The sequence below is a fragment of the Variovorax sp. Root434 genome (assembly GCF_001426595.1).
GTDB lineage: Bacteria > Pseudomonadota > Gammaproteobacteria > Burkholderiales > Burkholderiaceae_C > Variovorax.
On sequence record NZ_LMEK01000012.1, the window covers coordinates 1,080,649 to 1,102,585 of the forward strand.

General features: G+C 67.4%; 27 protein-coding genes. 15 read left to right on the plus strand and 12 right to left on the minus strand.

What is annotated here, in order from left to right; all coding sequences use genetic code 11:
- The first annotated feature begins 7 nt into the window (after positions 1 to 7).
- The 5 genes from nadB (at position 8) to ASD05_RS15555 (ending at position 4,447) form a co-directional block, all read left to right on the plus strand.
- Positions 8 to 1,591, plus strand: a complete 1,584-nt coding sequence (gene nadB / locus ASD05_RS15535; RefSeq protein ID WP_056593898.1) for an L-aspartate oxidase — start codon at positions 8 to 10, stop codon at positions 1,589 to 1,591.
- 73 nt (positions 1,592 to 1,664) lie between these two features.
- Positions 1,665 to 2,561: a 3-methyl-2-oxobutanoate hydroxymethyltransferase gene (gene panB / locus ASD05_RS15540; RefSeq protein WP_056593901.1), complete on the plus strand. Its 897-nt coding sequence runs from the start codon at positions 1,665 to 1,667 to the stop codon at positions 2,559 to 2,561.
- A 10-nt stretch (positions 2,562 to 2,571) separates the two neighbouring features.
- The gene (gene panC, locus ASD05_RS15545) at positions 2,572 to 3,414 is read left to right on the plus strand and encodes a pantoate--beta-alanine ligase (RefSeq protein WP_056593904.1); all 843 of its coding nucleotides are present in this window, start codon (positions 2,572 to 2,574) and stop codon (positions 3,412 to 3,414) included.
- The gene (gene queE / locus ASD05_RS15550; RefSeq protein WP_056593907.1) at positions 3,411 to 4,049 is read left to right on the plus strand and encodes a 7-carboxy-7-deazaguanine synthase; all 639 of its coding nucleotides are present in this window, start codon (positions 3,411 to 3,413) and stop codon (positions 4,047 to 4,049) included. The genes panC and queE overlap by 4 nt, the downstream gene beginning before the upstream one ends.
- A 35-nt stretch (positions 4,050 to 4,084) precedes the next feature.
- Positions 4,085 to 4,447: a 6-pyruvoyl trahydropterin synthase family protein gene (locus ASD05_RS15555; protein ID WP_056593910.1), complete on the plus strand. Its 363-nt coding sequence runs from the start codon at positions 4,085 to 4,087 to the stop codon at positions 4,445 to 4,447.
- Between the two features lie 117 nt (positions 4,448 to 4,564).
- On the opposite strand, the gene nadA is transcribed toward ASD05_RS15555, so the two are convergent.
- The 6 genes from nadA to ASD05_RS15585 form a co-directional block, all read right to left on the minus strand.
- Positions 4,565 to 5,680, minus strand: coding sequence for a quinolinate synthase NadA (gene nadA, locus ASD05_RS15560; protein WP_056593914.1), 1,116 nt, complete (start codon positions 5,678 to 5,680; stop codon positions 4,565 to 4,567).
- 7 nt (positions 5,681 to 5,687) lie between these two features.
- A complete protein-coding gene (nadC, locus tag ASD05_RS15565) occupies positions 5,688 to 6,566 on the minus strand; it encodes a carboxylating nicotinate-nucleotide diphosphorylase (RefSeq protein WP_056593917.1) in 879 nt (292 codons plus the stop codon).
- A gap of 25 nt (positions 6,567 to 6,591) precedes the next feature.
- Positions 6,592 to 7,632 carry an NAD(P)H-dependent glycerol-3-phosphate dehydrogenase gene (locus ASD05_RS15570; RefSeq protein WP_056593920.1) on the minus strand — a complete coding sequence of 347 codons (1,041 nt, stop codon included), beginning with the start codon at positions 7,630 to 7,632 and terminating at the stop codon, positions 6,592 to 6,594.
- A gap of 25 nt (positions 7,633 to 7,657) precedes the next feature.
- Complete coding sequence (secB, locus tag ASD05_RS15575) at positions 7,658 to 8,122, minus strand: protein-export chaperone SecB (RefSeq protein ID WP_007837580.1); 465 nt, start codon at positions 8,120 to 8,122, stop codon at positions 7,658 to 7,660.
- 205 nt (positions 8,123 to 8,327) lie between these two features.
- A complete protein-coding gene (grxC, locus tag ASD05_RS15580) occupies positions 8,328 to 8,588 on the minus strand; it encodes a glutaredoxin 3 (protein WP_056593924.1) in 261 nt (86 codons plus the stop codon).
- Between the two features lie 20 nt (positions 8,589 to 8,608).
- A complete protein-coding gene (locus ASD05_RS15585; RefSeq protein WP_007837177.1) occupies positions 8,609 to 9,025 on the minus strand; it encodes a rhodanese-like domain-containing protein in 417 nt (138 codons plus the stop codon).
- Positions 9,026 to 9,097: 72 nt separating this feature from the next.
- On the opposite strand from ASD05_RS15585, the gene gpmA reads away from it, so the two are divergent.
- The 3 genes from gpmA to ASD05_RS15600 all read left to right on the plus strand — a co-directional run bounded on the left by gpmA (position 9,098) and on the right by ASD05_RS15600 (position 12,176).
- Positions 9,098 to 9,841 (plus strand): 2,3-diphosphoglycerate-dependent phosphoglycerate mutase, encoded by a 744-nt coding sequence (gpmA, locus tag ASD05_RS15590; RefSeq protein WP_056593927.1) that lies wholly within the window; start codon positions 9,098 to 9,100, stop codon positions 9,839 to 9,841.
- A 103-nt stretch (positions 9,842 to 9,944) separates the two neighbouring features.
- Complete coding sequence (locus ASD05_RS15595) at positions 9,945 to 11,387, plus strand: S41 family peptidase (protein WP_056594506.1); 1,443 nt, start codon at positions 9,945 to 9,947, stop codon at positions 11,385 to 11,387.
- A gap of 12 nt (positions 11,388 to 11,399) precedes the next feature.
- Complete coding sequence (locus ASD05_RS15600) at positions 11,400 to 12,176, plus strand: HesA/MoeB/ThiF family protein (RefSeq protein ID WP_056593931.1); 777 nt, start codon at positions 11,400 to 11,402, stop codon at positions 12,174 to 12,176.
- Here ASD05_RS15600 and ASD05_RS15605 read toward each other — a convergent pair.
- The gene (locus ASD05_RS15605; RefSeq protein ID WP_056593934.1) at positions 12,173 to 14,182 is read right to left on the minus strand and encodes an AsmA family protein; all 2,010 of its coding nucleotides are present in this window, start codon (positions 14,180 to 14,182) and stop codon (positions 12,173 to 12,175) included. The genes ASD05_RS15600 and ASD05_RS15605 overlap by 4 nt on opposite strands.
- A 205-nt stretch (positions 14,183 to 14,387) precedes the next feature.
- Here ASD05_RS15605 and ASD05_RS15610 point away from each other — a divergent pair, with 205 nt between their 5' ends.
- Positions 14,388 to 14,828, plus strand: coding sequence for a response regulator (locus ASD05_RS15610; protein ID WP_235507974.1), 441 nt, complete (start codon positions 14,388 to 14,390; stop codon positions 14,826 to 14,828).
- A 46-nt stretch (positions 14,829 to 14,874) separates the two neighbouring features.
- Here ASD05_RS15610 and ASD05_RS15615 read toward each other — a convergent pair whose 3' ends face one another.
- Positions 14,875 to 15,507, minus strand: coding sequence for a response regulator transcription factor (locus tag ASD05_RS15615; protein WP_007837167.1), 633 nt, complete (start codon positions 15,505 to 15,507; stop codon positions 14,875 to 14,877).
- 130 nt (positions 15,508 to 15,637) lie between these two features.
- Here ASD05_RS15615 and ASD05_RS15620 point away from each other — a divergent pair, with 130 nt between their 5' ends.
- From ASD05_RS15620 to ASD05_RS15640, 6 genes are all read left to right on the plus strand, one after another.
- Complete coding sequence (locus tag ASD05_RS15620) at positions 15,638 to 16,957, plus strand: CHASE3 domain-containing protein (RefSeq protein ID WP_056593937.1); 1,320 nt, start codon at positions 15,638 to 15,640, stop codon at positions 16,955 to 16,957.
- Between the two features lie 196 nt (positions 16,958 to 17,153).
- Positions 17,154 to 17,318 (plus strand): DUF1328 domain-containing protein, encoded by a 165-nt coding sequence (locus ASD05_RS29525; RefSeq protein WP_007837165.1) that lies wholly within the window; start codon positions 17,154 to 17,156, stop codon positions 17,316 to 17,318.
- A 54-nt stretch (positions 17,319 to 17,372) separates the two neighbouring features.
- Complete coding sequence (locus ASD05_RS15625) at positions 17,373 to 17,750, plus strand: hypothetical protein (protein WP_007837164.1); 378 nt, start codon at positions 17,373 to 17,375, stop codon at positions 17,748 to 17,750.
- Between the two features lie 36 nt (positions 17,751 to 17,786).
- Positions 17,787 to 18,170, plus strand: coding sequence for a phage holin family protein (locus tag ASD05_RS15630; RefSeq protein ID WP_056593941.1), 384 nt, complete (start codon positions 17,787 to 17,789; stop codon positions 18,168 to 18,170).
- Complete coding sequence (locus ASD05_RS15635) at positions 18,157 to 18,681, plus strand: hypothetical protein (RefSeq protein WP_056593944.1); 525 nt, start codon at positions 18,157 to 18,159, stop codon at positions 18,679 to 18,681. The genes ASD05_RS15630 and ASD05_RS15635 overlap by 14 nt, the downstream gene beginning before the upstream one ends.
- Positions 18,678 to 19,238: a ferritin-like domain-containing protein gene (locus ASD05_RS15640; protein ID WP_056593947.1), complete on the plus strand. Its 561-nt coding sequence runs from the start codon at positions 18,678 to 18,680 to the stop codon at positions 19,236 to 19,238. Before ASD05_RS15635 ends, ASD05_RS15640 begins: the two co-directional genes overlap by 4 nt.
- Positions 19,239 to 19,331: 93 nt before the next feature.
- Here the strand turns inward: ASD05_RS15640 and ASD05_RS15645 are convergent, their stop codons facing one another.
- The 4 genes from ASD05_RS15645 to ASD05_RS15660 all read right to left on the minus strand — a co-directional run bounded on the left by ASD05_RS15645 (position 19,332) and on the right by ASD05_RS15660 (position 21,930).
- Positions 19,332 to 19,850 (minus strand): BON domain-containing protein, encoded by a 519-nt coding sequence (locus ASD05_RS15645; protein ID WP_056593955.1) that lies wholly within the window; start codon positions 19,848 to 19,850, stop codon positions 19,332 to 19,334.
- A gap of 47 nt (positions 19,851 to 19,897) precedes the next feature.
- Entirely contained in the window at positions 19,898 to 20,095 is a 198-nt protein-coding gene (locus ASD05_RS15650; protein ID WP_056593958.1) for a CsbD family protein, read from the minus strand.
- Between the two features lie 124 nt (positions 20,096 to 20,219).
- Entirely contained in the window at positions 20,220 to 21,044 is an 825-nt protein-coding gene (locus ASD05_RS15655) for a DUF429 domain-containing protein (protein ID WP_056593959.1), read from the minus strand.
- A 4-nt stretch (positions 21,045 to 21,048) separates the two neighbouring features.
- Positions 21,049 to 21,930 (minus strand): EamA family transporter, encoded by an 882-nt coding sequence (locus ASD05_RS15660; protein WP_056593962.1) that lies wholly within the window; start codon positions 21,928 to 21,930, stop codon positions 21,049 to 21,051.
- Positions 21,931 to 21,937 lie beyond the last annotated feature (7 nt).

Below are 21,937 nucleotides of genomic sequence, written 5' to 3' on the forward strand. Positions count from 1 at the left end.
CACGCCTGTGACTTCCGCCGTTCGCGACTTCGATGTCCTCATTGTCGGCAGCGGCCTCGCCGGTCTTTCTGCCGCGCTGCACCTGGCCCCCACGCACCGCGTGGCCGTGCTGACCAAGCGCGCGCTGAACGATGGCTCCAGTGCCTGGGCGCAGGGCGGCATCGCGGCGGTGCTGGCGGCTGGCGACAGCTTCGACGCGCACGTGGAAGACACGCTGGTGGCCGGCGCCGGCCTGTGCGACCCCGGAGCCACGCGCTTCGTCGTCGAGCATGCGCCCGAGGCCATCGGCTGGCTGCGCGAACTCGGCGTGCCGTTCTCGGAAGAAGGCGGCGACCTGCACCTGACGCGCGAAGGCGGCCACAGCCAGCGCCGCATCGTGCACGTGACCGACGCCACCGGCGCGGCCGTGCAGCAGGTGCTGATCGAGCGCGTGCGCCGCACGCCCAACATCACGCTGTTCGAGCACCACACGCTGGTCGACCTCGTCACCGGCACCAAGCTCGGTCTGGACGATCCGTCGTGCCAGGGGCTGTACGCGCTGGACGACAAGACCGACGAGGTGCTGGCCTTCCGCGCGCCGCACACCATCCTGGCGACGGGCGGCGCGGGCAAGGTGTACCTGTACACCACCAACCCCGACACCGCCACCGGCGACGGCATTGCCGCCGCGTGGCGCGCGGGCTGCCGGGTGTCGAACATGGAGTTCATCCAGTTCCACCCGACCTGCCTGTACCACCCGCACGCCAAGTCCTTCCTGATCAGCGAGGCGGTGCGCGGCGAAGGCGGGCTGCTCAAGCTGCCCGATGGCACGCGCTTCATGCCGAAGCACGACGAGCGCGCCGAACTCGCGCCGCGCGACGTGGTGGCCCGCGCCATCGACTTCGAGATGAAGAAGCACGGCCTGGACTGCGTTTACCTCGACATCTCGCACCAGCCGGCCGCCTTCCTCAAGGAACACTTCCCCAACATCCTGGCGCGCTGCCTGGAGCTGGGCATCGACATCACGCGCGAGCCCATCCCCGTGGTGCCGGCCGCGCACTACACCTGCGGCGGCGTGCTCAGCGACCTGAGCGGGCGCACCGACATCCCGGGCCTCTACGCCATCGGCGAGACCGCCTGCACCGGCCTGCACGGCGCCAACCGCCTCGCGAGCAACTCGCTGGTCGAGTGCATGGTGTTCGCGCGCGCGGCGGCCGGCGCCATTGCCGCGACTCCGGTGCGCGAACGCACCGAGCTGCCCGCGTGGGACGAGAGCCGCGTCACCGATGCCGACGAAGCCGTGGTCATCTCGCACAACTGGGACGAGCTGCGCCGCTTCATGTGGGACTACGTCGGCATCGTGCGCACCAACAAGCGCCTGGAGCGCGCGAGCCACCGCATCGCGCTGCTGCAGGCCGAGATCCAGGAGTTCTACGCGAACTTCCACGTCACGCGCGACCTGCTCGAACTGCGCAACCTGGTGCAGGTGGCCGAGCTGATCGTGCGTTCCGCGCAGGCCCGGCACGAGAGCCGTGGCCTGCATTTCAGCCGCGACTATCCTTCGCTCGCCGAGCCCACCGCGCCCACGGTGCTGGTGCCGCCGGCCGACTGACCGACCCACCGCTTCGTTGTCTTCTTCACTCAAGGATGCCCGGCCACCGACGCCCGCAGGGAGAAACCCAACCATGTCGAACACCACACCCCCCGCACCCGAGGCACCACCGTCCTCGCCTTACGGCACGCTGCCACCGGCCTCCCCGCTCGCCTCGCGCAAGCCCGTGAGCCTGCCGCGCCTGGCCGACATGCACGCGCGCGGCGAGAAGATCGCGATGCTCACGGCCTACGACGCCACCTTCGCGGCCATGGCCGATGCAGCGGGCATCGACTGCCTGCTGGTCGGCGATTCGCTCGGCATGGTCTGCCAGGGCCTGAACAGCACGGTGGGCGTGAGCCTGGACACCATGCGCTATCACACCGACAGCGTCTCGCGCGGCCTGCACCGCGTGCAGGGCACGACCTGGCTGATTGCCGACCTGCCCTTCGGCAGCTACCAGGAGTCGCGCGAGCAGGCACTGCGCAGCGCCACGGTGCTGATGCAGGCCGGCGCGCACATGGTCAAGCTCGAAGGCGGCGGCTGGACGACCGAGACCGTGCGCTTCCTGGTCGAGCGCGGCATCCCGGTGTGCGCGCACCTCGGCCTGACGCCGCAGACCGTGCATGCACTGGGCGGCTACCGCGTGCAGGGCAAGGGCGACGCCGCCGGCGCACTGCTGAAGCAGCAGGCCCATGCGCTGCAGGACGCGGGCGCCGCCATGCTGGTGCTGGAGATGGTGCCCGCCGCGCTGGCCGCCGAGCTCACGGCCGAACTGAAGCACTGCGCCACCATCGGCATCGGCGCCGGCAAGGCCACCGCCGGCCAGGTGCTGGTGCTGCACGACATGCTGGGCATCAACCTCGGCAAGATGCCGAAGTTCGTGCGCAACTTCATGGCCGATGCGCCGGGCGTGCTGCCCGCGCTCAAGGCCTATGTGCAGGCCGTCAAGGACGGCAGCTTCCCCGACGACCGACTCCACGCCTGGTAAGGAACCGCTCATGTACATCGCACACACCGTCGCCGAACTGCGCGACCACCTCGCCGCCTTCAAGCGCCCCGCCTTCGTTCCCACCATGGGCAACCTGCACGACGGCCACCTGGCCTTGGTGAAGCAGGCGAAACCGCTGGGCGACGTGACGGTGGCGAGCATCTTCGTGAACCGCCTGCAGTTCCTGCCGCACGAAGACTTCGACACCTACCCGCGCACCTGGGAGAGCGACTGCGAGAAGCTGCGCGCCGCCGGCTGCGACGTGCTGTTCGCGCCCGACGAAAAGGCGCTCTACCCCGAACCACAGACCTGCAAGGTGCACCCCGACCCTGCCCTGGCCGACATCCTCGAAGGGCACTTTCGCCCCGGCTTCTTCATCGGCGTGTGCACCGTGGTGATGAAGCTCTTTCAGTGCGTACAGCCGCGCGTGGCCGTGTTCGGCAAGAAGGACTACCAGCAGCTGATGATGATCCGCCACATGGTGCGGCAGTTCGCGCTGCCCATCGAGATCGTGGGCGGCGAGACCTTCCGTGCTGATGACGGGCTCGCACTGTCGTCGCGCAATGGCTACCTCAGCGAGAGCGAGCGCGCGGAGGCAGTGCAGCTGTCGAAGGCGCTGAAGGCCATGGCCGAGGCGGTGCGCTCGGGCGATCGCGACCTGGCCGCGATCGAAGCGCGGGCCATGCAAACGCTCATGCAGCGCGGCTGGCAGCCGGACTATCTGGTGCTGCGGCGCTGCTCAGACCTGCAGGCACCGGCCGTCGGCGAACCGCTCGTTGCGCTGGCCGCTGCGCGCCTGGGCACCACGCGGCTGATCGACAACCTGGAAATCGAAGCACCCTCCGCCTTATGACTTACAGCGTCAAGGAAATCTTCTACACCCTGCAGGGCGAAGGGGGCCAGGCCGGCATGCCGGCCGTGTTCTGCCGCTTTGCGGGCTGCAATCTCTGGACCGGCCGCGAGGAAGATCGAGCCTCGGCCGTCTGCCGTTTCTGCGACACCGACTTCGTGGGCACCGACGGCACGCTGGGCGGCAAGTTCAAGAACGCCGATCAGCTCGCCGACACCATCGCCGCGCAATGGCCGGCGAACGACGCCGAGCATCGCCTCGTGGTGCTGACCGGCGGCGAGCCGCTGCTGCAGGTCGACACGGCGCTGGTCGATGCGTTGCACGCGCGGCGCTTCCGCATTGCGGTCGAGAGCAACGGCACCGTCGAGGCGCCCGAGGGCATCGACTGGCTGTGCATCAGCCCCAAAGCCGGTGCGCCGTGGGTGCAGCAGCGCGGCCAGGAACTGAAACTGGTGTGGCCGCAGACCGAGTTCGACCTCGACACGATGGCGCGCACCGGCGAGTTCACGCACCGCTTCCTGCAACCCATGGACGGCCCCGACCGGGTCGCGAACACCGAGCTTTGCATTGCCGAATGCATGAAGCAACCCGTGTGGCGGCTCAGCGTCCAGACGCACAAGATCACTGGCATCCGCTGAGTGACGGCCCTTATTTTTGAGTTTCCTTTTTGACGATGCGCTTCACCATCAGCCAACGCTTTTTCTTCGACGCCGCCCACACGCTGAAGCGCGAGATCGAAATCGAAGGCAGCCGCCGTATCCACGGCCACACGTACCACGCGGAGGTCTGGCTTGCGGGCGAACGCGATCCCGTGACGGGGATGGTGATCGACCTGGGGTTGCTGCGCCGTCGGCTGGAAGACGTGCGCGAGCAGTTGGACCATCACCTGCTGGACGACGTGCCGGGGCTGCATCCGCCGACGCTGGAGAACCTGTGCGTGTTCATCGCGGATGCGCTGCCGGACCTGCGGCCGTCGCTGGCGCGCGTGAAGGTGTGGCGGGAGGCGCTGGGCGACTCCTGCACCGTGGATTTCTAGGTTTTTCTCCCTCCCCCGCTGGGGGAGGGCCGGGGTGGGGGCAAGCGGCGTCACCATCGAGCGCTCTGCCTGCCCCCATCCCGACCTTCCCCCAGAGGGGGAAGGAGCAAGACGGGGTCAAGCCGCGCCGATGCCGGCAACCAAGCTGCCCGGGGCCTGGCCGTTCTTCAGCCCGGCAGTAAACGCCAGCATCCGGTCGATCGGCACACGCGCTCGCAGCCCCAGCGCCGGATCGACGTGGATCTCGCCCGCACCCGTCTCCAGCGCATTCGCCAGCTCCACCAACCCGTTCATCGCCATCCAAGGGCAATGCGCGCAACTCTTGCAAGTGCCGCCGTTGCCGGCGGTTGGCGCCTCGATGAAGGTCTTGCCGGGGTTCAGCGTGCGCAGCTTGTGCAGCATGCCGGTGTCGGTGGCGACGATGAATTCGGCGGCGTCCATGCGCTGCGCCGCGTTCAGGATGGCCGAGGTGGAACCCACCGCATCCGCCAGCGCGATCACGTCCGAGGGCGATTCCGGGTGCACCAGCACCTTCGCCTTCGGGTGCTCCTTCATGAGCAGTTCGAGCTCCAGCGCCTTGAACTCGTCATGCACGATGCAGGCGCCGTTCCAGCTGACCATGTCCGCGCCGGTCTGGCGCTGGATGTAGTCGCCCAGGTGGCGGTCGGGCCCCCAGAGGATCTTCTGCCCCGCCGCGTGCAGGGCACTCACCACGTCGAGCGCGCAGCTCGACGTGACGAGCCAGTCGGCGCGCGCCTTCACGGCGGCGCTGGTGTTGGCGTAGACGACCACGGTGCGGTCGGGGTGCTGGTCGCAGAAGGCACCGAACTGCTCGACCGGGCAGCCCAGGTCGAGCGAGCAGTTCGCGTCCAGATCAGGCATCAGCACGCGCTTTTCGGGCGACAGGATCTTCGAGGTCTCGCCCATGAAGCGCACGCCCGACACCACCAGCGTCTGCGCGGCGTGGTCGCGGCCGAAGCGCGCCATCTCGAGCGAATCGCTCACGATGCCGCCGGTTTCCTCGGCCAGGTCCTGCAGGTCGGGGTGCACGTAGAAGTGCGACACCATCACCGCGTTGCGTTCGCGCAGCAGGCGGCGGATGCGCTCCTTCAGCGCGATGCGCTCGTGGGCTGAAGGTTCGGGCGGCACGCGGGCCCAGGCGTGGCGCGTGTCGCAGGCCGAGCCTTGCGGCGCGGGCTGTTCGTAGTCGACGTCGATGACCGGAGACGACATGGGCGGATCAGCCTTCCTGGAAACGCATCGAATAGTCGATGGCTTTGACATCCTTGGTCAACGCGCCGACCGAGATCCGGTCGACACCGGTTTCGGCCAGGGCGCGCAGGCCGTCCAGCGTGACGCCGCCGGAGATTTCCAGCACGGCCTTGCGGCCTTCGCCGGCTTCGTCGTTGACGCGCACGGCCTCGCGCAGCGTGGACAAATCCATGTTGTCGAGCAGCACCATGCGCGCGCCGGCGTCCAGCGCCTCGTGCAGCTGGGCCAGCGTTTCGACCTCGACTTCGACGAAGGCGGCCTGTGCAGCCACCGGCGCCACGGCGCGCAGGGCGGCCGCCACGCCGCCAGCTGCGGCGATGTGGTTTTCCTTGATGAGTACCGCGTCGTACAGGCCGATGCGGTGATTCAGCCCACCGCCCGTGCGCACGGCATATTTCTGGGCGAGGCGCAGGCCCGGAATGGTCTTGCGCGTGTCGACGATGCGGGCGCGAGTGCCGCGCACGGCCTCGGCATACAGGGCGGTCTTGGTGGCGACCGCGCTCAGCAATTGCAGGAAATTGAGCGCGGTGCGCTCGGCCGTCAGCAGCGCACGGGCAGCGCCTTCGATCTCGAGCACGGTCTGGTCGGCCGCGCAACGCTCGCCTTCGGCGCAGAGCCAGTGGATGCGCACGCCGGGGTCGAGCTGCCGCAGCGTGGCCTCGACCCAGGGCGCGCCGCACACGACGGCGGATTCGCGCGCCAGCACGCGGGCGCGGGCGGTGCGGACGGGATCGACCAGCGACGCGGTGAGGTCGCCGTCGGCAACGTCTTCCTGCAATGCGCGGGTGGCATCGGACAGGGCCAGCGCGGCCACGGCCGACGCTGAAAAATCGAAGCGAAGGCTCATGGCTCTTTGTCTCTGCGTTTTTTCTTCAGGAGGATTGACGAGGGGAAGCCGCAGCGCCGGGCTGGACCGATTCCGGCACCGGGTCGCGGCCCGTCAGGGCGGCAACGGCGTCCTTCGGGCTCACGCGGCCGTCGAGCAGGGCGACCACGCCCTCGGCGATGGGCATCTCGACACCAAGGCCGCGCGCGCGCTGTACCACGGTGCGGGCGCAATACACGCCTTCGGCCACATGGCCCAGCGAATCGACGGCCTGCGCCAGCGTTCGGCCCTGGGCCAACAACAGGCCGACCTTGCGGTTGCGCGACAGGTCGCCGGTGGAGGTCAGCACGAGGTCACCCAGGCCCGAAAGGCCCATGAAGGTCTCGGCGCGGGCGCCCAGCGCGAGGCCGAAGCGAGTCATTTCGGCGAGGCCGCGGGTGATGAGTGCCGCCCGGGCGTTGAGCCCCAGCGCGAGGCCGTCGCACAGCCCGGTGGCGATGGCCAGCACGTTCTTGACCGCGCCGCCCACTTCCACCCCCACGATGTCCTCGTTGGCGTAGACGCGCAGCGCGGGTCCGTGGAAGGCGTCGACCAGCGTGTCGCGCACGGCGGCATGCGGGCTGGCGGCCACCAGCGCGGTCGGCCGACCTTCGGCAACCTCCTGCGCGAAGCTGGGGCCGCTGAGCACGCCCGCTCTCAAATCAGGAGCAACCTGCGCCCATATTTCGTGGGCCAGCAGGCCAAAGGATTCGGGAGAGCTGTCGAGCGCGGGCTCGACGCCCTTGCACAGCCACGCCACCGCGGCGGTGGTGCCGCGCAACGCGACGAGCTGTTCGCGCAGGGCCGCCATGGGCGTGGCCACGATGACGAGGTCAGCGCCGGCCTGCGCCTGGGCGATGTCGCCCGCGCGTACGGCGAGCGAGGCCGGCAAAGCCAGCCCGGGCAGGTAGCGGGTGTTTTCGCGCGCGGCCGACATGGCGTCGGCCTGGGCGGCATCGCGCGCCCAGAGCGTGACCTCATGGCGGGCCGCCGCGTTGACGGCGACTGCCGTGCCCCAGGCACCGGCGCCATGAACGCAGATCTTCATCGGCGTTGGCGGCGTCTGTGCCGGTTTACTGCGCGAGGGTCGGCGCGGCTTGGCCGGCGGCCTGCGCCTGCTGCTGTTCGTACATCGCCTGGAAGTTGATCTCGGCGAGGTGCACGGGCGGGAAGCCGCCGCGCTGGATCACGTCGGCAACGTTGCCGCGCAGGTACGGGTAGACGATCTGCGGGCAGGCGATGCCCAGGATCGCGCCCATCTGGTCTTCCGGCAGGTTGCGGATCTCGAAGATGCCGGCCTGCTTGGCCTCGACCAGGAACACGGTCTTGTCGCCGATCTTGGTCTGCACGGTGGCCGAGACGGTGATCTCAAAGATGCCGTCGGTCACGGGCTGGGCATCCACGCCGAGCTGGATGTCGACCGTGGGCTGTTCCTGTTCCAGCAGGATCGCGGGCGAATTGGGTTGCTCGAGCGACAGGTCCTTGAGGTAGACGCGCTGGATCTGGAACACGGGATCTTGGGCTTGCTGGTCGGCCATGACTGAACTTTCGAGGATCAAAACAATGCCCGCCGGGGAGAGGTTCCCGCAGCGGGCTGCAGATGAATGGACTCAAGATTATCGCCCCACGATGAGGCTCATCCGTGAAACACCGCGGAACCGGCTTTGCCGGGCCGCTGGTGTTGCCCCCGGTAGGGGGTTGGAGAAGCGACACGAAGTGCGTGAAGCCTGGGGGAGAGCCTATTTACGCGCCCTGCAGCAGGGGCACGAGGCCGCCGCGGCCGTCGAGGGCCATGAGGTCGTCGCAGCCGCCCACGTGCGTGTCGCCGATGAAGATCTGCGGCACCGTGCGGCGCTGGGTGATCTCCATCATGGTGTTGCGGGCCTGCGGGTCGGTGTCGATGCGGATCTCCTCGATCTGCTCGACCCCCTTGGACTTCAGGATCTGCTTCGCACGAATGCAGTAGGGGCAGACGGCGGTGGTGTACATCTTGACGGCTTGCATGCTCTCTACCTTGGGAAGACTCAGGCTTTTTCAACCGGCAGGTTAGCGTCTTTCCAGGCTTTGAGCCCGCCGGCCACCGCTTGGGCCTGCTCGTAGCCCAGCTTCCTGGCCATGGCCACGGCACGCTGGGCGCGGGTGCCGGTGGCGCATACCAGCAGCAGCGGCACGGTCTTGTTCTTGACCGCGCCCGTCAGCTTTTCCTCGAGCTGGTTCAGAGGCACGTTCTTGGCGCCGATCATGTGGCCAGTGGCGAATTCTTCCGGTTCGCGCACGTCGACCAGCACCGCGCGCTCGCGGTTGATGAGCTGCACGGCGCCCTGGGCCGTGAGCGTTCCGCCGCCCGCACCCCGTACCAGCGGCCAGGCCAGCATGGCGCCGGAGCTGAGCGCGATCAGGATCAGCATCCAGTTCGCGGTGACGAATTCGATCAATTTCACGGGGGTTCCTTGAATGGCAAACCGGGGATTTTAGAATGCGAGGTTTCGCAAGCGCAGCCAAAGGCCTCCCACATGCACAAACTGGTATTGATCCGTCACGGCGAATCGACCTGGAATCTCGAAAACCGCTTCACCGGATGGACCGACGTCGACCTGACGGAAACCGGCGTCGAGCAGGCCAAGCAGGCCGGCCGGCTGCTCAAGGCAGAAGGTTACGACTTCGACGTCGCCTACACCAGCGTCCTGAAGCGCGCCACCCGCACCCTGTGGCACACGCTCGACGAGCTCGACCGCACATGGCTGCCGGTGGTCCATTCCTGGCGCCTGAACGAGCGCCACTATGGCGGCCTGCAGGGCCTGAACAAGGCCGAAACCGCCAAGAGGTACGGCGACGAGCAGGTGCTGGTCTGGCGCCGCAGCTACAACACCCCGCCCCCGCCGCTGGAAGCCGACGACCCGCGCAGCGAGCGCAGCGACGTGCGCTACGCCAAGCTGTCGCCCGAGCAGATCCCGCTGACCGAGTGCCTGAAGGACACGGTGGCGCGCGTGCTGCCGTTCTGGAACGAATCGATGGCGCCGGCCATCCGCACCGGGCGCCGGCTGGTCGTCGCGGCCCACGGCAACTCGATCCGGGCGCTGGTGAAATACCTCGACGGCATCTCCGACGACGCCATCGTCGGCCTGAACATCCCGAACGGCATCCCGCTGGTCTACGAGCTCGACGACGACCTCAAGCCCATGCGCCACTACTACCTGGGCGATGCCGCGGCCGCCGAAAAGGCCGCCGCCGCGGTGGCCTCGCAAGGTAAAGGCTGAAGAAACCCTTTTCTGCCGGGCCCTACGTGGAACCCCGGCAGGCAATTTGCTTCCAAGCTGTGTATATTGGTTTGACAGCCGCCGACAAGGACAACCACTCATGATGGGCCAGAAACTGAAGATCACCGGCTGGGTCGCCGCCGGCGCCGTTGCCGGCGTCCTGACCACCGTCTCGTTGCAGACCGTCGCACGCGGATCGCTTGCGCCGCTGCCGCTCGAGGAATTGCAGCAGCTCGCTGCCGTCTTCGGCATGGTCAAGAGCGACTACGTCGAGCCGGTCGACGAGAAAAAGCTCATCTCCGACGCCATTTCGGGCATGGTCGCGGGCCTCGACCCGCATTCCCAGTACTTCGACAAGAAGTCCTTCAAGGAATTCCGCGAGGGCACCACCGGCCGCTTCGTCGGGGTGGGCATCGAGATTTCGCAGGAAGACGGCCTGATCAAGGTCGTCTCGCCCATCGAAGGCTCCCCGGCCTTCCGCGCCGGACTGAAGCCCAACGACCTGATCACCAAGATCGACGACACCGCCGTACGCGGCCTGTCGCTGAACGAGGCGGTCAAGCGCATGCGCGGCGAAGCCAACACCAAGGTGCTGCTGACCATCTTCCGCAAGGACGAAAGCCGCACCTTCCCGGTCACGATCACGCGCGAGGAAATCCGCACGCAATCGGTCCGCGGCAAGATCATGGAGCCCGGCTACGGCTGGATCCGCCTGTCGCAGTTCCAGGAACGCACCGTCGACGACTTCGTGAAGAAGATCGACGAGATGTACAAGGAAGATCCGAACCTCAAGGGCCTGGTGCTCGACCTGCGCAACGACCCGGGCGGCCTGCTCGACGCGGCGGTGGCGGTGTCGTCGGCCTTCCTGCCCGAGAACGTCACGGTGGTCACCACCGACGGCCAGCTGGCCGAAAGCAAGTCGGTCTACAAGGCGGCGCCGGAGTTCTACCAGCGCCGCTCCGGAAGCGACCCGCTGCGCAGCCTGCCGGCCGCGCTGAAGAACGTGCCGCTGGTGGTGCTGGTGAACGAAGGCTCGGCCTCGGCCAGCGAAATCGTGGCCGGCGCGCTGCAGGACCACAAGCGCGCAACCGTCATGGGCAGCCAGACCTTCGGCAAGGGCTCGGTGCAGACGGTGCGCCCGCTGGGCCCCGACACCGGCCTGAAGATCACCACGGCGCGCTACTACACGCCGAGCGGCACCTCGATCCAGGCCAAGGGCATCGTGCCCAACGTGCTGATCGACGAAAGCGCCGAAGGCAGCCCGTTTGCCGCCCTGCGCATGCGCGAAGCCGACCTCGAGAAGCACCTGGCCAGCGGCCAGGGCCCCGAAGTCAAGGACCCGGAACGCGAAAAGGCCCGCGACGAAGCCCGCAAGCGCCTCGAGGAAGAAGCCAAGAAGCCGCCGCAGGACCGCAAGGTGCCCGAATTCGGCACCGACAAGGACTTCCCGCTGGTGCAGGCGCTCAACCGCCTGAAGGGCCAGCCGGTGCTCGTGAGCAAGACGCAGGTCATCGTCGACAACAAGGAAGAAAAGAAAGAGAACTGAGCCGGGCGGCGCATGGAAGATAGCGATCTGCTGCGCTACTCGCGCCACATCCTTCTGGAGGAGTTCGGCATCGACGGGCAGGCGCGCGTCAGTGCCGGGCGAGTTCTTGTCATAGGTGCCGGCGGGCTGGGCTCGCCGGTTGCCCTGTACCTTGCGGCAGCAGGCGTCGGCCACATCGCGCTGGTCGACGACGACGAAGTCGATCTCACCAATCTTCAGCGCCAGGTTGCCCACACCCATTCGCGGGTGGGCCTCGCCAAGGTCGAATCGGCCGCGCAGGCCATGCGCGACATCAACCCCGACATTGCCATCGAAACCCACGCCCTGCGCGCCGAGGAGACGCTGCTGTCGCGCCTGGTGGCCGAGGCTGACGTGGTGGTCGACTGCAGCGACAACTTTGCCACGCGGCACGCCGTCAACCGCGCCTGCGTGGCTCATGGCAGGCCGCTGGTGGCCGGTGCGGCGATCCGCTTCGACGGGCAGTTGAGCGTCTACGACACGCGAGACGCCGCCTCGCCCTGCTACGCCTGCCTGTTCCCGCCCGATGCGGCCTTCGAGGAAACGCGCTGTGCCGTCCTGGGTGTGTTCGGCCCCGTGGTCGGGACCATCGGCACGCTGCAGGCCAGCGAAGCGCTGAAGCTGCTGGCCGGCATCGGCCCGTCGCTGGCGGGCAGGCTGCTGATGTTCGACGGGCGCAGCACCTCATTCGACACGCTGCGCGTGGCGCGCGACCCGCACTGCAGCGTCTGCGCGCAGCGCTCCGCCCAGCCCGCCCACGGCGTCGTCTAAGGCTGCTTTGCGCCCTTCGCGCGGGCTGCCCCCTTGGCGGGCGCCCCAGCCGCGGGGATGTTTGCCTGAGCCAGCACGCCCTTGCAATCGGAATCCGCGCCCGGACCGGTTTCGACGGTCGCGGCCAGTGCCAGCAGCGGATTGACGGCGCCCAGCGCCAGCGCGGCCAGGCTGCGTCCCGCCAGCGGCCCCGCCTGCAGGCCGCCCTTCGGCGCTCCGAAGGTGCCATTCAATACCAGCGGCGTGCGGATCGACAGGATGTTCTTGCTCTTGGGTTCCGGGTGGATCACGAAGTCGAGCCCCTCGGTTGCCAGGTTGGCCTGGCCGGTGGCGATGAACACGGCGTTGGTCGTGTCCACCATCATCGTGCGCCCCGTCATCAGTCCCTTGTTCACGTCGAAGGCCAACGCCGCGCAGCGCAGTTCGACGTTGCGGTCGCCGCGCAGCACGAACTTGATGATGTCGCCGCCCACCAGCGTCGCGAACACCGGCAGCAGGTTGCCGAACTGGCCGCGCCCCGACATGACCGCCACGTCGCCCGACACGCCCCCGAGCCAGTTGGCCACGGTACTGCCGGAGCCCGACAGGTTGATGCGCCCGTCCAGCCGCCCCACGCTGTTGCCCGTCGTTTCGAGCTTGGGAAAGAGGCGGGCCAGCTGCATCGCCCGTAAGTCGAGCGAGGCGCGGATGTCCGCCGGGTTCTTCGAGGCATCGATGCGGATCGCGCCGGCGAGCCTGCCGCCAGCCATGCCGAGGTCGAGCGGATCGAGCGTGAGCACGCCGTTGGCCAGCTTGACCTGCACGCTGCCGCGCTCGAGCGGAATGTCGCGCACGTTGCGGATGCGGTCGGCCGTGTACTTCACGTCGGCGTTCATTGCGCGCACGCGCTCGAAGTCAAGCGGGGTCGCGGGGAGCACCTTGCCGCCCGGGCGCCTGACCTGCGTGATGGTCGGGGGCGGGGCAACGCCTTCCACGGCGTTGGCAGTGCGCGCCGTGGGTTGCAGGCCGATCAACGGGCCGAGGTCGTCCATGTCCATCACGCGCGACCGCAACTCGCCCGCCAGGTACGGCAACTGGCCGGCTTGGTCGAAGCGCATGTCGCCGGCGATGTCGGACAGCCCCAGCCTGCCGTTGAGGCCGGTGGCCTGCCACAGCTTGCCGCGCTTGCCCAGCTTGCCGCTCAGGACATAGGGCGAAGTCTGCGGCAGCGCGATGCCGAGCAGCGGGTACAGCGCGCCCAGCGTCTGGCCCTTGATCTCGAACTTGGCATCGATGCCGTCGAGCCCCGACAGCTCGGCCACGGTGCCGGCGGCCTTCAGCTGGGTCTGGCCGGCGGCCGCGTTGATTTCCATCGGGAACGGCGGCGCACCCGCGGCATTGATCTGCAGCACGTTGCCGGTGCGTCCGCTGGCCGTCAGCGGTTGGCCCTTGTAGCGGCCCTTGATGCGGTAGTCGAGCGGCATTTCGCCGCGGCTGCTGTCGTAGCTCAGGTCGGCGTGCAGGTCGACGCCCAGGTGCTTGGCAAGGAAGTCGACCACGCCGGTATCGACCTGGATGAGACCGATGTCGGGCACCGTGCCGGGGTCGGAGGTGTCCTTGCCGAGCGCCCAGGTTCGGCGTCCGTCGGCTTCCATCTGCAACCCGAGCGTGGGCGAAAACAGCAACAGCCGCGGAATGACGACCTTGCTCCTGATCAGCGGCCAGACGCGGATGTCGAACTCGGCGCGGTCCGCCTTGACCAGGTACGGGTCGCGCGCCCACGAGGGATTGGCAAACTCGATGCCGTCCAGCTTGACCGTCGCTTGCCCCCAGCCAAGGCCGACATCGAGCCGCCGCGTGATCTCGAACTTGCGCCCGGTCTGCTCGCTGACATAGCGGTTGACCGGTCCTCGCAACATGTCCCAGGGAAAGAAAATGAGTGCGATGAGCAACGCCGCGAACAGCAGCACGACGCCTGCGAGCAGCTTCTGCCAGACCGGGCGGTTGCGAAGGATGTTCGTTGCCATGGGTCATTGTCACTTCATGGATCGCGTCGCCCGGGTCGGCAACGGGCCGCAAAAACCGTGAGGCGCCGCCTACGAAAGCGCGTTGCAGAACCGGCGCCTCCACGCGTCGGAACCCGCCTACAAGAGCCACCCGCCGAAGCTTGCATGATGGATGCACGCAGCGTTCCAAAGTCCATATGCAGGCGTTCATGCGGCGGCGTCGCGAATGCGCCTGCAAACCTCAGAGGAAGCGCGGTTCGGCATGCATTCCAGATTGCAGACCTACGTGGTCGAAGACAACCTCACGATCCGTGAAAACCTCATTGGTACGCTGGAAGAACTTACCTGCACCACGGTGGTTGGCTTTGCCGAGACCGAAAGCGGCGCCCGCGCGTGGCTGCTCGGCCACGATGGCGAGTGGGACCTCGTCATCGTCGATCTCTTTCTCAAGCAAGGCAGCGGCCTTGGGGTGCTCCAGGCCTGCCAGTCGCGCAAGCCCGTGCAGAAGGTGGTGGTTCTCAGCAACTATGCGACGCCCGACATCAGGCGGCGTTGCGCCGAGTTCGGGGTCGATGCGGTGTTCGACAAGTCGAACGAAATCGACGGGCTGGTCGACTTCTGCATCGGGCAGGCCAAGGCGCTGCATTCCTCGTCCGGAACAGGCTGAAGAAGGAGCCGCTGCATGGGGCTCCTTCCCCGCTCGGCGGCCGATCTCAATCGATCAGCTTGTTCTTCAGTGCGTAGTACGTGAGGTCGCTGTTGGAGGAGAGATTCATCTTCTCCATCAGGCGCGTGCGGTAGGTGCTCACGGTCTTCACCGACAGCGACAGCGTCTTGGCGATGTCGCCGGCGGTCTCGCCCTTGGCGAGCTTCAGGAACACCTGGAACTCGCGCTCCGAGAGTTGCTCGTGCGGCGCGGCGTCGTCCTTGCGGTCGAGCTGGCGGGCCAGCAGTTCGGCCACGGCGGGCGTGATGTACCGCCGGCCCAGCGAGATGGTGCGGATGGCGTTGACGATCTCGATGGGATCGCATTCCTTGTTCAGGTAGCCGCTCGCGCCCTGCCGGATCAGGTTCATCGCGTAGTGCTCTTCAGGGTAGCCGCTGAGGATCAGGATGCCCACATCGGGCGCCTTGGCGCGGATCATCGCGAGCGCGTCAATTCCGCTCTGCCCAGGCATCGAAAGATCCATGACCAGCACGTCCAGCTCCGTGGTGCGCACCAGTTCGATGGCTTCGCGCCCGCTGGCCGCTTCACCCGCCACGCGCAGGTCCACGTGCTCGGAGAAGAACTGCCGGAGGCCCGATCGCACGATGGCGTGGTCGTCCACAATTCCGATTTTGATCATCTGTTACTTTCGTCGTTGTGTTGCGGGCATGCGGGTCGCAACATACCGGTCCCTGATTGTTATCAATTATTCACGAACTTGCGCGTCAAGCGACCTTGAAAGTTTCATGCACTGGTTAGCCCCTCCACGAATGGCCGTGAGCCTGCTGCTCGCGGCGCTGGCTGCACTGGCCCTCGTCGGCATCAACGAGGCCGGCTACCGGCAGTCGAGCCGCGCCCTGGCCGACATCGACGAGGCGCAGCAGGTGCGCGGAACGCTCAACCAGATCCTGCAGAACATGCTGGATGCCGAAACCGGCCAGCGAGGGTACCTGCTGACCGGCGAGGCGAGCTACCGAAAGCCCTACGACGACGCGGTCAAGCAGGTCGACGGCCATCTCGCCACGCTGCGCCGGCTGTACGCCGCCAGGCCGGCCGAACTCACCCAGCAGGCCGAACTGTCGAAGCACGTGCTGCGCAAGGTGGCCGAGATGGACATGAGCGTGCGGCTGCGCCAGGACGGCAAGGACGACGCCTGGAAATTCGTCATCACGACCGATGTCGGCCGCGAGGAGATGGACGCCATCCGCACGACAGCGAGCGAACTGGTGAAGGCCAGCAACACTACCCTGCAGCGAAGCCAGCAGCAGGTGCTGCGCTCGCTTCAGCTGGCGCGCATCGGCACCGCCATCGTGGCGCTGGCGGCGCTGATCGCCTTCTTCCTGTACCTGCGCCAGACGCATGCGCTGCGCTCCATCGGCGAACGCCAGCAGGAGGCCCTGCAGCGCGAGCGCAATGCGCTGGAAGACGAAGTGCTCGAACGCACCGCCTCGCTGGCCGAACTGGCTACCCATCTGCAGGATGTGCGCGAAACCGAGCGCGGCTACCTCGCGCGCGAGCTGCACGACGAACTGGGCTCGCTGCTCACCGCCGCCAAGCTGGACGTGGCGCGGCTGAAGTCGCGGCTGACGGACGCGCCCGACGCCACCCAGCGGCTGCAGCATCTGACCGAGCTGCTCAACAGCGGCATCGCGCTCAAGCGCCGCATCATCGAAGACCTGCGGCCGTCGTCGCTCTCGAACCTGGGGCTGGTCGCATCGCTGGAGATCCTGGGGCGCGAATTCGGGGAGCGCTCGGGCCTGCAGATCGAGATGGTGCTGGAGCCGGTGATCATGGATGAATCGCGCCAGCTCACCATCTACCGCATGGTGCAGGAGAGCCTCACCAACATCGGCAAGTACGCCGAGGCCAGCGAAGCCACCATCGTGCTGAAGAACTATGAAAACCACGTGATCGTGGAAGTGGCGGACAACGGCAAGGGCTTCGACACGCAGCGCATGCGGCCGTCGACGCACGGCCTCGCGGGCATGCGGCATCGGGTGGAGGCGGCGCGCGGCAAGCTCACGGTGTCGTCGACGCCGGGCAGGGGCACGCGGCTGAGCGCCATGCTGCCCATCGTCAAACCCGTTTGAGACGCCGGACAGCGGTACTCCTTCACACATCGGCGCATGGCGACTCGGCCATCTCCTACGCACCCCGCCCCCGGCCGCTGACAGGTCGGCGGCAGTCCCCCACTTAAGGTTGCACCTGTGCCATCCGGTACTTCCTTTGCGGGGTCCGGCATGCGCCGCTTACAACACAACGAGGGCAGCCTCGAAGGAGTTCCGCATGTTGCATTACGCCGTGGTGTTTCTGGTCATCGCGTTGATCGCGGCCCTGTTCGGGTTCGGTGGCATCGCCGCCAGCGCGGTCGGCATTGCCAAGATCCTTTTCGTGATCTTCGCGATCCTCGCGATTGCGAGCTTCCTTGCCGGCTTGCTACGACGCAAGTAGCGTCGTTACGATCAACAGGCTTGCGCATTTCATTTTTCCGGAAAGGACTTTCACATGAACACGACGACCAAGACTCCCTCGCAACTCGCCGACGACGCCCGCCAGACCGCGCGCGAAGCGGTCGAAACGACCCGCGCCTATGCACAGAACGCGGTGAATGCGGCGGGCGAAAAGGTCCGCGACCTGCAACGCGATGCCGAACCCGCCGTCGAGCAGTTGGCTGCCCGCGTGCAGCAGGCCGTTCAGCGCGGGCTGGACGCCGCGTCCACCACCAGCGCACGTGCGCAGCGCCGACTCGAACAGGCTGCCGACGTCACGGGCCGCTACATCTCCGACCAGCCGGTGCGCTCGGTGCTTCTGGCCGCGGCCGCCGGCGCCGCCATCACGGCGCTCATCGTGCTGGCCAGCCGCCGCAGCCGGGACGACTACTGATCCGCCGACTTTTTTCGCTCCACCCATCCCGGCACCATGCTTCATCCGATTTTCTCCACGGTGCTCGGGCATCCGGAACTGGTCGCTGAACACCTTGCCAACTATGCCGCCCTCGTGCGCCAGGAATCCGCGCAGGCGGGGCGCGGCCTCGTCGCCCGCATCGTCGCAGGCGTGCTCGCTGCGGCCTGCGCCGCGCTGACCCTTGGACTGACAGGGGTAGCCGTGCTGCTGGGCGTGATGCACGGCAGCTTTCACTGGGTGCTCGTGGCCGTGCCGGGCGTGGCGCTGGTGATAGCGGCCATCTGTACGTGGTACGCGACGAAGTCCGTTCCGAGCTACGGTTTCGACGATCTGCGCTCGCAGCTCGGTGCCGACCTGCAGGCCTTGCGCGACGCCGGAGCTGCCCATGAACAGCGATGAACGCTCCCCCCTCACCCCGCAGCAGCGCCTGGCCCTCTCGCGCCGCGCGCTGGTGCGGCAGCTGAACGGCGATGCGGATGCCGCGAACGACGACGTACAACTCCGGGCGGAACGCGACCGCGAGCCCGAGGACGAACTGGAATACGCGTTCGACGACCCATCGGCCGCCGCGCCGCGCCGCAACCGACAGCTGCAAAACCCGCGGCGGGGGCGAACCAACGTGTGGCTCTCGATGGGCCGCGGGCTGGTGGAACGCTGGTGGCGCCGGCATCCGGCGCACGCGGTCGGCCAACTGGCACGCCCGCTGCTCGAGCACTACGCTCGCAAGGAGCCGGCCAAGCTGATGGCCGCGGCCGCGGCCACAGGCGCGGTGCTGGTACTCGTGAAGCCGTGGCGCCTGTTGTCGACCACGGCGGTGCTTGCAGCGGTACTGAAGACATCCGACGTGGCCGACCTCGTCAACACCTTGATGCGCAAGACCACAAGCCTCCCACGAAAGGACCCTCCATGAAAGTCGATGTTTCCTCATCCTCCAAGGCGGCCGAGCACAAGCACCTGGTGCTGGACCAGGGCGGCCTGGACGCCGCGCGCAACAGTCTCGACGAAGGCGCCGTCACGCCCAGCTATGGCCCCTGGCGCGACGACGTCGTCAAGCTGCTGAACGACGCACTCGCCACCGAGCTGGTCTGCGTGCTGCGCTACAAGCGCCACTACTTCACCGCCAACGGCGTGGAGTCGCCCGCCATTGCAGACGAGTTCCTCGTGCATGCCAACGCCGAATCGGCACACGCCGACCGCATCGCCGAGCGCATCGTGCAACTGGGCGGCGAGCCCGACTTCGCACCCAGCCACCTGCTGGACCGCAGCCATGCGGCCTACGACGAGTCGACCGACCTGCAATCGATGGTGCGCGCCAATCTCATCGCCGAACGCATCGCGGTGGAGGCGTACCGCCAGATGATCACCCTGATTGGCGACAAGGACCCGACCACGCGCCGCATGCTCGAGGACATCCTCTCGGAGGAAGAAGAGCATGCCGACGAGCTGAAGGACTGGCTCGGCCATTGAGCCATCGAGCCGAGGGCCTGGAAGGCTCTCGCCAAAGAAAAAGCCCGGCAGAGACCGGGCTTCTTCATTTTTGCGCCTGGCGCACGGTGGCGATCAGCCCTTCACTTCGAGCTGATTGTTCACCGACGTCACGCCCCGCACGCCCTTGGCGATCTCCTCGGCGCGCGCCTTGGCCGCAGCGGTGGGTGCGGGTCCCTTCAGGCTCACGGCGCCGCCCTTCGTGTCGACGTCGATCTTGATCGCACTGAGGTCCGGGTCCTTGGCCAGGCCTGCGGACACGGAGGCCGTGATGGCGGCATCGTCCATCGTCGCGCTCATTGCGGCACCGGCGTCCTTGGCGGCTTGCTTGGCATTGGCCATGCCTTCCTTCACCTCGGTCGTGGTGCTGGACGACTCGACCTTGGCCTTGGCATCCCTGACGGCCTCGCCGGTCTTGGCCGCCGCGGTATCGGCGGCCTTCTCGGTCTTGCTCACCGCACTGTCGAGCTTCTCGCCCGCCGTGCGGTTGTCGGATTTGTCGCAGCCGGCCAGCGCCAGCGCAGCTCCGGCCACGAGCACGGCGAGCCACACGCGCGAATGCGGCATGGTGATGGGGGTAGTGTGTTTGTTCATATGGAAATCCTCCTGTCCGTCGCTCGATTGCGCACGGGAAATGGGCGTCACAGCTTGTCGGCGCCCGACTTGATGGCGTCCTTGGCCCGCTCCTTGACGTCGCCGTAGGTCTTCTGCACCTTGCCGGCGGCCTGTTCGGCAATGCCTTTGCCTTCGAGCTTTTCGTTGCCGATGGCCTTGCCGGCCGCTTCCTTCAGCTTGCCCTTGGCTTCTTCTACGCGGCCTGCCAATTGGTCCTTGTTCATGTCGTTTCCTTCCTGATCGGGTGATGAAATGCGCGGGCCGAAACGACCCGCCGATTTCAATCTAGGCTTTGGCCGACGGCCGCGAACGCCGACGGAAGCCCGAAGCGGTGTAGGACAACGAGGCTCAGGCGGTGACGATCCATCCTTCAAGCGGATCGAAATCCCGCGGCAGGCCATGGCCGTGCCCGGGGCTTTGCACGTGCTGCAGGGCCCAGGCCGCCTGCACGAGGCACAGCACCGCGTCGATGTCGTCGCCGCGGGCATCGCCCAGCAGTTCGGCGCGCTGCGGCGCGGTGACGCCAAGCCGCAGGCCGAGGCGCGTGGTGCCGGCTTCGAGCGCGGCCAGCAGGTCGGTGCGTGCGGCGAGCCGTTCGGGCGTCTGCTTCGGCAACTCGTCGCTCTTGTAGCTGCGGCGCCCGATGAGTTCGCGCGCCAGCAGGCCGGGATAGGCCTCCAGCGCAATGCGGTCCGCGCCAGGGCCGGCGTGCAGGCCGGGAATGCGTGCACCGGCCGCCAGCAGGTGTGGCACGCCTGCGTGGAGCATGTAGGCCACCGGCGGATTGACCCACTTCATCGACGGGCTTGAACCTGCGGGCCCATCGGTCGCACGGTGCGCGAACTTGCCGCCGACGGGACGCGCTGCACAGAATGCGGCGAAGGTCTCGCGGATTTCGGCGCGGCTCAGGCTGGCGTAATGGGCCATCAACGGCTCCCACTGCACCGGCCATCCCAGATGCTCAACAAGTTCGCGCGGCAGGCTGAATGGAAAGTCGAAACCGCCGGTCCACGCGGGCGTGGCGCACAGCCATTCGCCCCATGCCCCGAGCGTCGAGAAGCGCTGCAGGCCAGCCAGCACGACGCGATTGCCATCGGCGAGTTCACCGGCAGCCACCACGATCGGCTTGCGTGCCGTCGGCGCGCTGGAAAAATCGCAGCCGAACAGCACCACGGCCTCAGCCCATCGCGAGCGCCACGACGCCGGCGGCGATGAACAGCGCGCCCAGCAGTCGCAAGAGCCGGTCGCCTTCACGCAGCAGGTGGCCGCCGATCAGCGCGGCGAACAGCATCGATACCTCGCGCGCCGGCGCGACGTGCGAGATCGGCGCCTGCTGCACCGCGTAGAGCACGAGCACATACGACACGGGGCTGAACACCGCCACCAGCAGCGCATACTTCCACTGCGAGCGCCACATGCGCGCGGTCGCGGCGCGGTCCTTCAGCGCGACCGGCAGCAGCAGCACGATGCGCGCGAGGTTGCCGAAGTAGTCGAGCAGGATCGGCGACATGACGAGGAACTTGACCGCATAGCTGTCAGCCACCGTGTAGGCTGCGATGAAGCCGCCGGTCAGCACGCCATAGCGAATGCCCTTGTGCACCCGTTCGCGCTGCACCGGGTCGTGCGCCTTGCGCCACAGCTTCGGGCCGCCCGCCACCAGGAACACGCCGAGCACCACGCCCGCGATGCCGGCCACGCCGAAAAGGCTGATCTTCTCGCCGAGAAAAAGCACCGCCACCAGCGACGACAGCAGCGGCCCCGAACCGCGCGCGAGCGGATAGACCACGGTCAGGTCCGACCTGCGGTAGCCGCGCAGCAGCACGATGAAATAGAAGACGTGCAGCACGCCGCTGAGCACGACGAAGCCCCATTCGGCCATGCCCCAGCCGGGCACCACGTTCCAGCCCAGCGCGATGCCCACGGGGGCCCAGATGAGCATGTTGAATACGCTGGTCTGGAAACTGAAGCGCGCATCGCCGTTCGCCTTCTTGGCGACGATGTTCCAGCCTGCATGAATGATCCCGGCGAGCAGGATCAGTGCGAACGCGGAGAGCGGCACCCCTGGA

Excerpts from the sequence above, each read along its gene's own strand:
- ASD05_RS15630 (WP_056593941.1), top strand. The coding sequence starts at position 17,787 with ATGCTTCATCCGATTTTCTCCACGGTGCTCGGGCATCCGGAACTGGTC.
- ASD05_RS15595 (WP_056594506.1), top strand. The coding sequence starts at position 9,945 with ATGGGCCAGAAACTGAAGATCACCGGCTGGGTCGCCGCCGGCGCCGTT.
- grxC (WP_056593924.1), bottom strand. The coding sequence starts at position 8,588 with ATGCAAGCCGTCAAGATGTACACCACCGCCGTCTGCCCCTACTGCATT.
- ASD05_RS15635 (WP_056593944.1), top strand. The coding sequence starts at position 18,157 with ATGAACAGCGATGAACGCTCCCCCCTCACCCCGCAGCAGCGCCTGGCC.
- ASD05_RS15640 (WP_056593947.1), top strand. The coding sequence starts at position 18,678 with ATGAAAGTCGATGTTTCCTCATCCTCCAAGGCGGCCGAGCACAAGCAC.
- nadA (WP_056593914.1), bottom strand. The coding sequence starts at position 5,680 with ATGTCGTCTCCGGTCATCGACGTCGACTACGAACAGCCCGCGCCGCAA.
- ASD05_RS15645 (WP_056593955.1), bottom strand. The coding sequence starts at position 19,850 with ATGAACAAACACACTACCCCCATCACCATGCCGCATTCGCGCGTGTGG.
- ASD05_RS15555 (WP_056593910.1), top strand. The coding sequence starts at position 4,085 with ATGCGCTTCACCATCAGCCAACGCTTTTTCTTCGACGCCGCCCACACG.
- secB (WP_007837580.1), bottom strand. The coding sequence starts at position 8,122 with ATGGCCGACCAGCAAGCCCAAGATCCCGTGTTCCAGATCCAGCGCGTC.
- nadC (WP_056593917.1), bottom strand. The coding sequence starts at position 6,566 with ATGAGCCTTCGCTTCGATTTTTCAGCGTCGGCCGTGGCCGCGCTGGCC.
- ASD05_RS15620 (WP_056593937.1), top strand. The coding sequence starts at position 15,638 with ATGGCCGTGAGCCTGCTGCTCGCGGCGCTGGCTGCACTGGCCCTCGTC.
- ASD05_RS15615 (WP_007837167.1), bottom strand. The coding sequence starts at position 15,507 with ATGATCAAAATCGGAATTGTGGACGACCACGCCATCGTGCGATCGGGC.
- ASD05_RS15570 (WP_056593920.1), bottom strand. The coding sequence starts at position 7,632 with ATGAAGATCTGCGTTCATGGCGCCGGTGCCTGGGGCACGGCAGTCGCC.
- ASD05_RS15605 (WP_056593934.1), bottom strand. The coding sequence starts at position 14,182 with ATGGCAACGAACATCCTTCGCAACCGCCCGGTCTGGCAGAAGCTGCTC.
- ASD05_RS29525 (WP_007837165.1), top strand. The coding sequence starts at position 17,154 with ATGTTGCATTACGCCGTGGTGTTTCTGGTCATCGCGTTGATCGCGGCC.
- ASD05_RS15625 (WP_007837164.1), top strand. The coding sequence starts at position 17,373 with ATGAACACGACGACCAAGACTCCCTCGCAACTCGCCGACGACGCCCGC.
- panB (WP_056593901.1), top strand. The coding sequence starts at position 1,665 with ATGTCGAACACCACACCCCCCGCACCCGAGGCACCACCGTCCTCGCCT.
- ASD05_RS15610 (WP_235507974.1), top strand. The coding sequence starts at position 14,388 with ATGCGCCTGCAAACCTCAGAGGAAGCGCGGTTCGGCATGCATTCCAGA.
- ASD05_RS15600 (WP_056593931.1), top strand. The coding sequence starts at position 11,400 with ATGGAAGATAGCGATCTGCTGCGCTACTCGCGCCACATCCTTCTGGAG.
- ASD05_RS15650 (WP_056593958.1), bottom strand. The coding sequence starts at position 20,095 with ATGAACAAGGACCAATTGGCAGGCCGCGTAGAAGAAGCCAAGGGCAAG.
- gpmA (WP_056593927.1), top strand. The coding sequence starts at position 9,098 with ATGCACAAACTGGTATTGATCCGTCACGGCGAATCGACCTGGAATCTC.
- queE (WP_056593907.1), top strand. The coding sequence starts at position 3,411 with ATGACTTACAGCGTCAAGGAAATCTTCTACACCCTGCAGGGCGAAGGG.
- panC (WP_056593904.1), top strand. The coding sequence starts at position 2,572 with ATGTACATCGCACACACCGTCGCCGAACTGCGCGACCACCTCGCCGCC.